Origin of the sequence: Vogesella indigofera (assembly GCF_028548395.1) — a bacterium.
GTDB classification, from domain to species: Bacteria; Pseudomonadota; Gammaproteobacteria; order Burkholderiales; family Chromobacteriaceae; genus Vogesella; species Vogesella indigofera_A.
The window spans coordinates 118,175-130,743 of the sequence record NZ_JAQQLA010000004.1; the positions used below are offsets into that span (position 1 = coordinate 118,175).

At 65.8% G+C, this 12,569-nt stretch carries 8 protein-coding genes; 1 reads left to right on the top strand and 7 read right to left on the bottom strand.

Annotated elements, in window-relative coordinates:
* Nucleotides 1-428 precede the first annotated feature (428 nt).
* The 7 genes from PQU89_RS06220 to PQU89_RS06250 form a co-directional block, all read right to left on the bottom strand.
* A complete protein-coding gene (locus tag PQU89_RS06220; RefSeq protein WP_272765091.1) occupies nucleotides 429-1,532 on the bottom strand; it encodes an HD-GYP domain-containing protein in 1,104 nt (367 codons plus the stop codon).
* A complete protein-coding gene (locus PQU89_RS06225; protein ID WP_272765092.1) occupies nucleotides 1,529-4,531 on the bottom strand; it encodes a response regulator in 3,003 nt (1,000 codons plus the stop codon). Before PQU89_RS06225 ends, PQU89_RS06220 begins: the two co-directional genes overlap by 4 nt.
* A gap of 349 nt (nucleotides 4,532-4,880) precedes the next feature.
* A complete protein-coding gene (locus PQU89_RS06230) occupies nucleotides 4,881-7,928 on the bottom strand; it encodes a transglycosylase domain-containing protein (RefSeq protein ID WP_272765093.1) in 3,048 nt (1,015 codons plus the stop codon).
* 344 nt (nucleotides 7,929-8,272) lie between these two features.
* Entirely contained in the window at nucleotides 8,273-8,944 is a 672-nt protein-coding gene (locus PQU89_RS06235) for a TIGR01621 family pseudouridine synthase (RefSeq protein WP_272765094.1), read from the bottom strand.
* A 27-nt stretch (nucleotides 8,945-8,971) separates the two neighbouring features.
* A complete protein-coding gene (locus PQU89_RS06240) occupies nucleotides 8,972-10,363 on the bottom strand; it encodes a 3'-5' exonuclease family protein (protein ID WP_272765095.1) in 1,392 nt (463 codons plus the stop codon).
* A 78-nt stretch (nucleotides 10,364-10,441) separates the two neighbouring features.
* Complete coding sequence (locus PQU89_RS06245; RefSeq protein WP_272765096.1) at nucleotides 10,442-11,035, bottom strand: 3'-5' exonuclease; 594 nt, start codon at nucleotides 11,033-11,035, stop codon at nucleotides 10,442-10,444.
* A 35-nt stretch (nucleotides 11,036-11,070) separates the two neighbouring features.
* A complete protein-coding gene (locus PQU89_RS06250) occupies nucleotides 11,071-11,712 on the bottom strand; it encodes an RluA family pseudouridine synthase (protein ID WP_272765097.1) in 642 nt (213 codons plus the stop codon).
* A 117-nt stretch (nucleotides 11,713-11,829) separates the two neighbouring features.
* Here PQU89_RS06250 and PQU89_RS06255 point away from each other — a divergent pair, with 117 nt between their 5' ends.
* Nucleotides 11,830-12,540, top strand: a complete 711-nt coding sequence (locus PQU89_RS06255) for an alanyl-tRNA editing protein (RefSeq protein WP_272765098.1) — start codon at nucleotides 11,830-11,832, stop codon at nucleotides 12,538-12,540.
* The last annotated feature ends 29 nt before the right edge of the window (nucleotides 12,541-12,569 follow it).

The window sequence follows — 12,569 nt, forward strand, 5'->3', positions numbered from 1 at the left end:
ATATCTACTCGTGTGGAACACTGCTGCTATCTGTCACCCAAACAATCCGCTTTCTCCTGTGTCACTTGCCGTTGTCACACAAACAGTTCAGACAACCTAACAGCGCATGTGCGGTACCCCAATCAATGATGCGGAAAAAAACACCGTGAAAAAGTGGGGTATCGCCAGGGGTACCACCACAAAAGCGATCCGATAAAATCAATAAATATCAAACACTTACATTGCTAATACCTATGCCGCAGATGAGACTGGAAGGCCAGGTCTGAGCAGCAGGTTTGCTGGGTTCGTGAAGAAACTCAGCCGTACCTGAAAACCAGACCGTGATCAGTCCAAAGCCCCGACAGCAATGCCGGGGCTTTTTGCATTTAGCTGTCCGGCAGCCTGATGGCTGCCGCAGCCGTCACCGCAGAAGGGCTGCCGCTCATCCCTTATTCGTCGGCGTAGCGCCGGGCGATGGCGCGGAATTCCTCGGCAATCGTGTCGAAGGCGTCCACCATGTCGGGGTCGAAGTGCTGGCCGCGCCCGGCCAGTATCATCTCCACCGCCTGCTCGTGCGGAAACGGCGGTTTGTACACCCGGCGCGAGATCAGCGCATCGTAGACATCGGCGACCGCCATCAGCCGCGCCGACACCGGGATGGCATCGCCGGCCAGTCCTTCCGGATAACCGCTGCCGTCCCACTTTTCCTGGTGATAGTTGGCGATCTCGCGCGCCAGCCGCAGAAAGCTGCTGGGCGCATCCAGCAGCTTCTCCGCCGTGGCGATGGCATCGCGCCCCAGCGTGGTGTGCGTCTTCATGATTTCAAATTCTTCCGGCGTCAGCTTACCCGGCTTGAGCAGGATGGCATCCGGAATGCCCACCTTGCCGATGTCGTGCAGCGGTGCCGACTTGTACAGCATGTCGATGGTGTCGTCGTCCAGCACCGCGCCAAAACGCGGAAGTGACTGCAGCTGCTGCGCCAGCGCCCGCACGTAGTTCTGCGTGCGGCGGATGTGGTTGCCGGTCTCGTGGTCGCGGGTCTCAGCCAGCGACGCCAGTGCCATGATGGTGACATCCTGGATCACCTGCACTTCCCGGGTGCGGATATCCACCTCACGCCGCAGGAACGCCGCCTGGTCCTCCAGAAAATCCGCCGCCGCCTTCAGCTGCATGTGGGTATTCACCCGCGCCAGCACGATGGGCGGCGAGATCGGCTTGACGATGTAGTCGACCGCGCCGGCATTGAAACCGGCCTGTTCGTCGTCGTGTTCGCTCATCGCGGTCAGGAAGATCACCGGAATCCTGGCGGTGCGCGCTTCGCTCTTGAGCTGGCGGCACACGGCAAAGCCGCCGATGCCCGGCATCATCACGTCCAGCAGCACCAGGTCCGGCAGCGCCTCGCCGGCCAGCAGCTGCAGCGCGCGCTCGCCACTGTTGGCCACCAGTACGCGGTAGCGGTCTTTCAGCAGGCTGTACAGCAGGGTCAGGTTTTCCGGTGTGTCATCAACGATCAACACCGTCTGCCGCGCTTGCCGCAGCGAAGAGTCGATCATGGCGCGTCCTCCTGCCAGCAGATGCCCGCTTCCGTCGCTGCCTGCTCCAGCCAGTCGCGTGCGGCGGGAAAGTCGAACTGCCGCATCGCCTTGTCGAAAGCGGCATAACTGGCGGCAGGCAAGGCCGCGCGCAGGCTATCGGAGTGTTCCAGAAAAACCCCCAGCGCATCGCCGTCGCTGGCCGCCAGCAGCGCGGCCAACTCGCGCAGCTGCAGCGCCGTGTTGTCCGGACACGGCTCATTGACGCTCTCTTCCTGCGCCAGCGCGTCCTTCAACAGCGCCAGCACCCGCAGCAGTTGCTGGTCGAAGTCCGCCAGCGGCTGCTGATGTGCCTCGCGCTCGACGATGGCCCGCTGCAGGCTGGCCGCCACCGCCTGCAGGCGCAGGAAGCCCAGGGTGCCGGCCAGTCCCTTGAGGCTGTGCACCACCCGTACCGCCGTCTCGTAGTCGGCGGCCGCCAGTGCGGTGGCGACACGCGTGGCGGCATCACCCTCTTCCGCCACGAACTGGCGCAACAGATGCAGGTACAGGCTGCGGTTGCCGGCCACGCTGGCCAGACCAGCACTCTGGCTGAACAGTGCCGTGGGGACCGCAGTTGCCGGCGCCGCGGCCGGGGTCGCAGCGCCGGCGTCCGACTGCGACGGTAACCAGCGCAGCAGTGTTTCGAACATCAGGTACGGGTCTACCGGTTTGAGGATACGATCGACCATCCCGGCAGCCATGCAAATATCGTATTCGGTCGCCTGTACATCCGCGGTCAGCGCGATGATGGGCAGCTCCAGCAGGCGCGGGTCACCGCGAATCAGCCGGGTGGCCTCGATGCCGTCCAGCACCGGCATCTGTACGTCCATCAACACCAGCTGGTAGTGATCCGCCGCCTGCTCTGCCAGACGGATCACCGCATCACGGCCATTGTCCACCACCTCGACCGTGGCACCTGCCGCCTGCAGCAGTTCCACCGTCAGCTGCTGGTTGATCTTGTTGTCCTCGGCCAGCAGTACTCGCACCCCGTCCAGACATGGCAAGGCCAGCATCTGGCGCGCGGTATCGCTCTCGCGCTGTACGCCGAACAGGCCCAGCATCACGTCCAGCAGCGACGATTGGCTCACCGGCTTGACCAAGAAGGCTTCCACACCAGCCGCTTCCGCCGCGGCGCGCACGTCGTCACGGCCGAAAGCGGTGACCATGATGATTCTGGCGCCGTTCAGCGCCCGGATACGGCGGGCGGTCTCGACACCGTCCATCACTGGCATCATCCAGTCCACGAACACGATGTCGAACGGGTGATCCATGCTGGCCTGGCGGTAGATGTCCAGCGCCTCGCGCCCGGAAGCGCAGGTGCTGACGGCAAAGCCCAATCCGCGCAACTGCTCGGACAGGATGTCGCGCGCCGAGGCGTTGTCGTCGATGACCAGCACGCGCAGTCCGCTTGCCAGCTCGGACAAGGACTTGCCGCGGGTATCGACCGCGCTGGACACCCCCAGCCAGGCACTGAACAGGAAGCTACTGCCGCAGCCAGGCGCCGACTCCACCTGGATGGCCCCGCCCATCAGCTCCACCAGCCGCTTGGCAATCGCCAGGCCCAGCCCGGTGCCGCCAAACCGGCGCGTGGTAGAGCCATCGGCCTGACTGAAGGCCCGGAACAGGCGCGCCTGCTGCGCCTCATCCATGCCGATGCCGCTATCGGTCACACCGATGCGCAGCTTGACCTTGTCGCCCACCTGCTCCAGCAACTGGATGCTCACGGTCACCTGCCCCTGTTCGGTGAACTTGATGGCATTGCCCACCAGATTGGTCAGCACCTGCCCCAGCCGCAGCGGGTCGCCCACCAGGCTCTGCGGCACGGCCGGGCTGCATTCGAACAGCAGCTCCAGCCCCTTGTCCGCCGCCTTCTGCCCGACCAGCGACGACACATTTTCCAGCACCTCATCCAGCCGGAAACTCACCGTCTCCAGCTCGATGCGGTCAGCCTCCACCTTAGAGAAGTCCAGAATGTCGTTGATGATGCCCAGCAGCGAGGTGCCGGCATTGTGGATCTTGTTGACATAGTCGCGCTGGCGCTGGCTCAGCTCGGTTTTCAGTGCCAGATAGGACATGCCGATGATGGCGTTCATCGGCGTGCGGATCTCGTGGCTCATGTTTGCCAGGAACATGGACTTGGCGCAGGTGGCTTGCTCGGCCTCGTGTTTGGCCGCGCGCAGCGCCGCGGCGCTCTGCGCCAGCCGGGTGTACAGCAGGCCGTTTTCCAGCAGCAGCACGATCAGCACGAAGCTGGCCGCCAGCAGGCCGTAGATGCGACCGGTGTAGAAGCCGAGGTCGAAGCGGCCGGCATTCAACACCGCGGACAAGGCGATATCGCACAGCCAAGCAAACATCACCACGCTCAGCCACAAGTCCAGCGTCGTGCGCAGCCGGTCGCGCAGCAGCAGCACAAACGCCAGCAGACTCAGCCCCCACACGCTGAATACCACCCCGCGCATGACCGGCGTGTAACGGTTGCCCTGCATGATGGGTGGCAGATAAGCATGTCCCAGCGTGACCACCAGCAACAACACCAGCGTGGCCAGTGCGGCCAACATGCAGCACAGCAGGATGGCATAGGCGGGGTGCCAGCGTGACGGCAGTTCCAGCTTCCGCCGCGCCAGCATGGTGTAGACCATCACCAGCAGCGGAAAACCGCCATGCCAGAACATGTACAGCCAGGCCGTGGTCTGCGGCCCGGCCCCCAGCAGCCCGCCGGGGGAGAACAGCCCGGGAAAACTCAGCGCATGCAGCACCGCCATGCAGGCGGTGAACAGGTAGCCGGTGGCCAGCGCCAGCAGTGCCAGCGAGCGCAGGATATAGAACTGGCCGAATAGCAGGATCGCGGTGATCAGGTCGTTCAGCACCAGTGCCGACTGATAGGCAGGGATAAAGGCCCATACCTTGGCCTGCGGCTGCTTGGCAAACGGCACCAGCGCAGCGAACAGCAGCGCGGAGATGACAATCACCGCCAGCATCAGCCGCTGCTGTTTATGCGAGGGGGCAGAGGTCGACAGAAAGGCGAATCCTTCGTACTGCAATGAGGCTGATCGCTGCATGATTCGGGCAACTCGCTATGGATCACATCGGAACGCGGGAGACACCCTTTTCTATGTAGCACATCTGACTGTATAGTCATTCGACATTTATCGAGACTGTCGCACTTTCAGGCAGCACATGACAAATCAAACGTTGGCCGCAAGCCGCTGACAGGCCCGAGTCTGCCGGCAGTCGGGAACAGTCCGTCACGACGGAAAGTGACGGAAACTGGGCTGCGCCGCCATGTGCCGGCACGCCCGGCAAGGCGGCTTGCGAAACAGTGTTGGGCTAGCCCGGTTTCAGTTCGAGGCGCTGGCGCAGGGTCGGTGCCAGTATCTTCAGCACCTGCACCGGCAGGGCGCTGGTGAAGCGGTAATCGCCCGCCTGCGGCCCCGCCACGTAGGCGATCAGCGTGCCGAAGTAGCGGTCGCCGATATAGAACGCGAAGGCACCGGAGCGACTGACCACCCGCTCGGAAGTCAGCACCCCGCCCCTGGCAAACACCTTGAAGCGGTTGTCGCCGGTACCGGTCTTGCCACCCACCGGGATATGGGTACCGTCCGCCAGATCGAAGGCGCCGGCCACCCGGCGCGCGGTGCCCAGCTCCACCACCTCGGCCAGCACCTTGCGCACCACCTGGGGAATCTCGGGCGGCAGCACGCGCTCGCCGTTGGCCGGCGTCTGGGTGAGGCTGGTTTCGTACGGGGTGCCGGCGGCAAAGTGCAGCTTGTCGAGGTAGACCGTCGGCAGGCGCACGCCGTCACTGGACAGGATGCCCATCAGTTCCGCCAGTGAAGCCGGGCGGTCGGCGGAGGCGCCCAGCGCAGTGGCGTAGGACGGCACCAGCGCGTCAAACGGATAGCCCAGCCGCTTCCAGCCCTGATGGATCTGCTTGAAGGCGTCGATTTCCTTGATGGCCCTGATGCGCGACGCCTGCCCTGCCCGGTTCTTGCTGTTGAGCAGCCACTGGTAAACCTCTTGCCGTTGCTGGGTGCTGGCGCGAACCAGCTCGCTCCAGTCGGCGCCCGGATGCTGGTGCAGATAGGCCACCAGCCACAGCTCGAGCGGGTGCACACCGGCCAGATAGCCGCGGTCGTTCAGGTTGAAGCGCTCTGGGCCGAGCTCGTCATACAGCCTGGCCAGCATCTTGGCGTCGGGCTGCAGCCGCACGTCGAGGTGCCGGGTCAGGAACGCGGTGAACGCATCCAGCCCGGCTTCGGGGCGGATGCTGCGGAAAATGACCGCCAGTTTCTTCGGACTTTGCCGTGCCCGCGCCACCAGCAAGGCGTCAATTTCCTCCGCGCCCTTGTGGCGGTACTTGTTGTAGAAACCGGCCAGGAAGGTGCGCCCTTCGCGATCGGCAAAACGCTGCAGGTATTCGCGGCGCGTGGCGTCGTCGTCCTCGCCTGCGGTTGCGCCGCTGGCCGCCGCCGGCTGCATATAGTAACGCGCGATGTCGCGCATCAGCCGGATATAGACCAGATTGACGGAACGGCGGGTGGCCTCGCGCACGGTGAGTGTCTTGCTGTCGTCGTTCTCGTCGAAGTTGTTGAAGGTGTGCAGCCCGCCGGCGGTGAAGAAGCTCTCGCCGGGGCTGGCGGAATAGGTGCGCTCCAGCGCCGCCTCCAGCATGGCGGTCAGGCTGGTGTCCGCCGCCTGCGCCAGATAGTCGATCGCCCAGCGGCGCAGTGCGGATTCGCCGGCTGCGGGCCGGATGGCAAGCAGCTGCTCGCTGCCCAGCGCCGCGTATTGCTGGTGCAGCGCGTGGATCACCATCAGGTAGCTGACCAGCGTGCGCAGCTTGGCGGTGGAGCCGAGATCCAGCTTGGCGCCTTCGTTGATGTCGAACGGCTGCGCGAAGTTGTCGGCCTGCACGCGCACCTTGTTGCCGGTGGGCGTGCGTTCGATCAGGGTGAAGCTGTAGGTCACCCCCTGCGGCGAGCCCTGTTGCAGCAGATACTCGTTGTTAAGGTTGGCCGCACGCGCGTAGTCCGGATCGCGCAGCCTGAGCAGTTCGGCGGTGACCTGCTGCTGCAGCGTCAGGTCCAGCGTGCTGCTGGCGGTCAGGTCCAACCGGTCCAGATCGTACATGCGCCGTACACCCAGCAGCCCGGCCAGCTTGATGCGCACCGCATTGGCACCCTTCTGCGCGATCACCGCCGCCACCGGCAGCCGCACCCGTTCGCGCTGCTGCCGCAGCGACACCCGCAACGCCGCGTCGCGCAGCGCCGGGGTAATCAGCTTGTCCCTGGCCATCATGCGCAGGTAGGCGTCGGTCATCGCCTGCAGCACCTTCATGTCGCCGTTCAGGAAAATGGAGGGACTGCGCTGCGAGATCATCAGGCTCAACGCCTCCTTGAACACCACCGCGCGCTCCGCCACCGGCAGGCTGTCATCGGTCAGCGCCCGGTTGACCTGCACGAAATCGCGCCCGTACCACGCCCACATACCGTCGCCGATGCCGGAAACCTCGCCGAAACCGGCACGCGCCGCCAGCGGCACCGTGTTCAGGTATTTGACCACCAGTTGGCGGCGGGCGGCGGTGGTGTCCTCGCCATCGAGATAGGCACGCACCGAGGCCGACAGCATCTGGCGCAGTTTTTCCTGATCCGAGCTGGTGCGCCCGGCCGGCGAGTGGCGGTATTTCTCGATCTGGGTGGCCAGCGTACTGGCGCCGGCGGCGCGATAGCCGGAATCAAACAGGTGCAGCGCCTTGTCGACCAGCGCCTTGCTGAAGCGAGACCAGTCCACCGCCGGATTGAGCTGCGGACTGTCCTTGTCCAGCAGGGTACGGTTCTCGATGTACAGCAGGCCGCCGACCAGCAAGGACGGCAAGGCGTTGAAATCCGCGTACACGCGCTGCGGCGTGCGCGACTGGTAGATGGTCTGACCGTAGCCGTCAGTGAGGGTGAGGCCGGTCTGGTCTTTCTCGTGATACGGCAGGAACAGGCCCAGCGGCAGAAGCGGCGCCGTCACGCCGTGATCGGCCAGCGCGACCATGCCGTCGGACAGCTCGGCCTGGCTGGCGATGGCGTAGCCGCGGGCCTGCAGCCGCTGCAGATAGTCGGGCATGGCGGCATAGCCCAGGCGCTGGTCATAGGGGCCCCCGCTCGTCGGGAAACGGATGGCCTTGCTCGGCCCCGCTTTGACCTGATAACTGGCATCCCGCGCCGCATCACTGAAAAAGCGCGCCTGCTGCCGCGAGTGCTGCAACTCGTCCAGCAGCAGATACAGCAATCCGCCAATCAGCAGCAGCAACAGGATGCCGACAAGCCACAGCGCATAACGACAGCCGCGGCCGTTACCCTTTTTGAGTTGGATGTCTGAATTATCCATGGCGTCGCTTCACCAGCGAGAATATCGAGCAGAATGTTTTATTCAAGCAATGCGACTGTGGCGGCCATCGTCGGCGTACTGCCACACCAGCCGCCGCACCACCGCTGGCATGGGGCAAAACCGGCTACCCCTATGCCCGGAGCTTAGCAGGACAGCGGCGCGGCTTGCCGATTAAATCGCCACTTGCCCGCCATGGCACCGTAATTAAAACAGCGTGCAAAGCGCTTTCCCTTAAAAGCATAGCTGCCGCCGCCACGCTCTGCAGTGTATCCAGTTGCCGTAGCGGTCATCCAGGCGGGCGATGCCGCGCTTTCCGGCCCGTCGCCGACAGATCAGGGAGAAGGCTAGCGTTGCGGCCAGGGCAACGTCCACGGCGGCTGTTGCTGCAGGTAGGCGGCCAGCGCCGGCACGGCGAACTCGCTGCCCTGCGCCGGCGGGCAGACGAAATGCAGCGCCTCGCCGTCCAGCGTCAGCGCCAGCGCATAGGCGTGCAGATAGGTGCGATCGGCGGCGCTGCCGCCATACAGCGCGTCGCCGAGAATGGGGGCGCCCAGCGACTTCATCGCCACTCGCAGCTGGTGGGTCTTGCCGGTGCGCGGCCGTAGCAGGAACAGGCGCCGCCCCGGCGCCAGCGAGTGGCTGAAGAACTGCGTCACCGCCGGGTTGAGCTGGCTCTGGCACAGCTTCCACGCTCCGCCGCGCCCCTTTTCCATGTCGCCACGGATCAGGCCCTGTTTCTTCGCCGGTTTGGCATCGGACAGCGCCAGGTAGTATTTCTCCACCTCGCGACCGGCAAAGGCGGCACCAAGGTTGGCCGCAACCTGCTGGCTGCGCGCGATCAGCAGCAGGCCGGAGGTGACGCGGTCTAGGCGGTGCACCGGCCACAGCGCGTCATCGCCCAGCCCGGCGCGCAGCGCACTCATCAGCCCGGCCTCCTCGCCGTCGGCGTGGAAGCTGACGCCGGGATGCTTGGCGATGACGTAAAAACGCGGATCGGTGTGCAGCAGATCAAACATGGCTCTCGCTCGTGGCTGGCGCGCGCGTCACAGCATGCGCAATTCGGCATCGGGCTGCGGCTTGCGCAGGAAGGCCGCCAGCAGCTTGTAGGTATCGGCATCGAAGGTCGGCGTGCCCTGCGGCGCGGCCTGTTCCTCGCGACGCGAGCCGAGATAGCACCAGCGCTCGAACAGGTGTTCCTGCCACTGGCCGGACACCGGATCGGTCTCGCGCACCGCCACCGCGCCGGGATAGGGCCAGCTTTGCAGCTTCAGCCGCGCCAGCGCCTGCTGCAGGCGCAGGTTGTGGCTGGCCGCGTCCTCGCGCCCGATACAGGCGCCCTTGCAGCGGCCCAGCGCAAAGGCGGAGCAGGCTCCCTTGCGCGCACCGCGCTTTTCCAGCGCCAGGCAGGTCTGGCACAGACCGTTGCCGGCGCACAGTTCCGCCAGCGCCTTCTTGGCTTCCTTCTGGCTGCGGAACAGGCCGTACAGCGTGTCCAGCCGCGAGAAGTCGACCTCGCTGGCCAGCACGATGCGCGGCGTCAGGAAGCCGCTGTCCAGCGGCGCCAGCTGCAGCGAACACAGCTCCTGCGACAGGCGGCCGCGCAGATTGTGCAGCGGCTGCAAGGCGCGGATCAGCTGCAACTCCTGCAGTTGCGCGCCGAAGTCGCCGATCGTCTCCTGCCATTCGATGCGCTTGATCGGCTCTCCGATGCGCACGTCCTTGTGCGGGCGCGGCTCGGCGCCGAAATGCGCCAGTACGCGGCGGCGCAGGTTGTCGCTGCGGCCGACATACAGCGCCTGCCCGTCATCGCCGTAGAAGGAATACACCCCCGGCACGTCCGGCAGCTGCTCCATCACCTCCGGGTCCAGCCCCGGCGGCGCGGCCGGCGCCGCCATCAACACCGCCGCCTGCGCTTCGACCTCAGCCTGGCCGTGTTCGGCGATCGCCTGCTGCAGGAACTGGTGCAGCGCGTCGGCGTCGGCCAGCGCGCGGTGGCGCTCGGCCTGCACGATGCCGTGACGCGCGATAATGCTGTCCAGGCTGTGCTTGAAGTGCTGCGGGTACAGCAGCCGCGACAGCTTGACGGTGCACAGCACCTCGCTGCGGAACGGCAGGTTGAGGCGCTTGAATTCGTTCTTCAGGAAGCCGTAGTCGAAGCGCACGTTGTGCGCGATCAGCAGCCGGCCGCGCAGCTTGCCCAGCAGCATGGCGGCGATATCGGCGAACGGCGGCGCATCGGCCACCATCGCGTCGCTGATGCCGGTGATCTGCTCGATGAACGGCGGGATAGGCTGCCCGGGATTGACCAGCATGTCGAAGCGCTCGACGCGCTCGCCGTCAATCAGGATGACGCCGACCTCGGTCACGCGGTCACGGCTGATGTGGCCGCCGGTGGTCTCCAGGTCGACAATGGCACAAGGCCGCTCAAACAGCATGCTTACCCCTAGTCAATCGATCGATCGCGGCAGCGCCGCTGCCGCATGGTGCCGGCGTTGCGGCCAACGTTGGCCGCATCACGGCGCCGGGCGCAGCGCCTGGTAGATGCGCAGCGCCACCCAGGCATCGTTGGCGGCGTACACCTGCTGCGCTTCGCTCAGCACTTTGGCGCCCCAGTTGGAGGTGGACAGTTTTTTCGACTTGCGGAAATACTGGCCGAACACCCGCGCCACCGCCTGCACCGCGCCGACGGTGATGGTCGGCGAATCGCTCTGGAACAGGCTGCCGACATCCAGCAGCGCCTGGCACTCGATGCCGAAGCGGTCGCGCAGGTGGCGCTTGTCGGAGCGCAGGTCGAAGCCGACCACCAGCACTTCGCCGCTGGCCAGCAGCGCACCCAGCGCCGCCAGCACCTCGGCGTCGGACACCGGGAACAGGTAGGCGTGGTCGCTGGTGGCCAGCTGGATCAGGTGCGGGCCGGTGGCCTCTTCGCCCTTGCGGAAGGTTGGCCGCGACTCGGTATCGAAGCCGGCCACCCGCGCCGCGCGCAGCGCCGCGAGCGCCCCCGGCAAGGCGGCACGGTCCACCACCGTGATCTGCGCCGGCCCCAGCGCCGGGAACAGCGGCAGGGTCTTGATCTCGTCTCGGGACAACTGTCTGGTCTGGCTCATGCGCCTCATTTCCTCGGGTTTCGGTTTGGCGGCCGTCAGAACGGTACCGCCAGTTGCCACTGCAGCGGCTCGCCGCTGTGCGGATGGTTCAGCGCCAGCGACTGCGCGTGCAGCATCAGCCGCGGCGCGGCGCGGCCGCCGTACAGCGCGTCGCCGACGATCGGACAACCGAGTGCCAGCATGTGTACCCGCAGCTGGTGGGTACGGCCGGTGACCGGCGTCAACAGCACGCGGCTGCCGTCGGCCTGCTGCTGCAACAGCCGGTATTCGGTCAGCGCCGGCTTGCCGGCGGCGTCCACCTTCTGCCGCGGCCGCCGCAGCCAGTCGCTCATCAGCGGCAACGCCACGCTGCCGACCTCGTCCGGCAACTGGCCGTCCAGCAGCGCGACGTACTGCTTGCTCACCGCGCGGCTGGCAAAGGCCTCGCTCAGCGCGCGCTGCGCCGCCAGGCTGCGCGCCAGCACCATCAGCCCGGAGGTCGCCATGTCCAGGCGATGCACCACCAGCGCCTCGGGATACTGCTGCTGCACGCGGTGGATCAGGCAGTCCTGCATTTCAGGCAACCGCCCCGGCACCGCCAGCAGTCCGGCCGGCTTGGCCACCACCAGCAGCTGGGCATCGGCGTGCAGCACCGCGACCGCCTCTTGCGGCGGCGTGTAATCATCTAGCGTATGCATGCTTGATTGTGGCGACAACGTCTTCATCTATTCTGTTCGCTAACCGCTTGCGGCCAACCTTTGCCTATAACCATATCGCTCGTGCGCGGCAACGGCGACACGACACCGAGGGAAACCATGTCCGAACAATTCAATCTCGACGCCTACCAGCGCACGCTGGACACCCAGGTACTGCAGCACGACGCCCACGGCCTGGTACTGGCCGACACCCTGTGCTACCCGCTGGGCGGCGGCCAGCCCGGCGACCGCGCCACGCTGACGCTGGCCAACGGCAGCCAGCTGACCGTCCACGACACCCGCCGCGACAAGGAAAGCCGCCGCATCGTGCATCAGCTCGACGCCGCCGCGCCACTGCTGGCGCCCGGCACGCCGCTGACGCTGACGCTGGACTGGAAGCGCCGCTATCGCCACATGCGGGTGCACACCTGCCTGCACCTGCTGTCGGTGGTGATCAAGGCCGGCGTCACCGGCGGCAACCTCACCGCCGACGGCGGCCGCCTCGACTTCGACCTGCCGGAAGGCATGCAGCTGGAGCCGCAGGCCATCGAACAGGCGCTCAACGAGCTGGTGACGCGCGATCTGCCTGTCGGCGTGAAGATGACCAGCGGCACCGCGCTGCAGGCGCAACCGGAGCTGATCAAGACCATGTCGGTGACACCGCCGCTGCACCTGCAGGAAATCCGCCTGATCGAGATCGACGGCGTCGACCTGCAACCCTGTGGCGGCACCCACGTGGTCCGCACCGGCGAAATCGGCCGCGTGCTGGTGAAAAAGATCGAAAGCAAGGGCGCGCGCAACAAGCGGGTGGTGATCGCCCTCGCCGACTAGGCGCGCCGGAAAAACAAACCCGCGCAAAC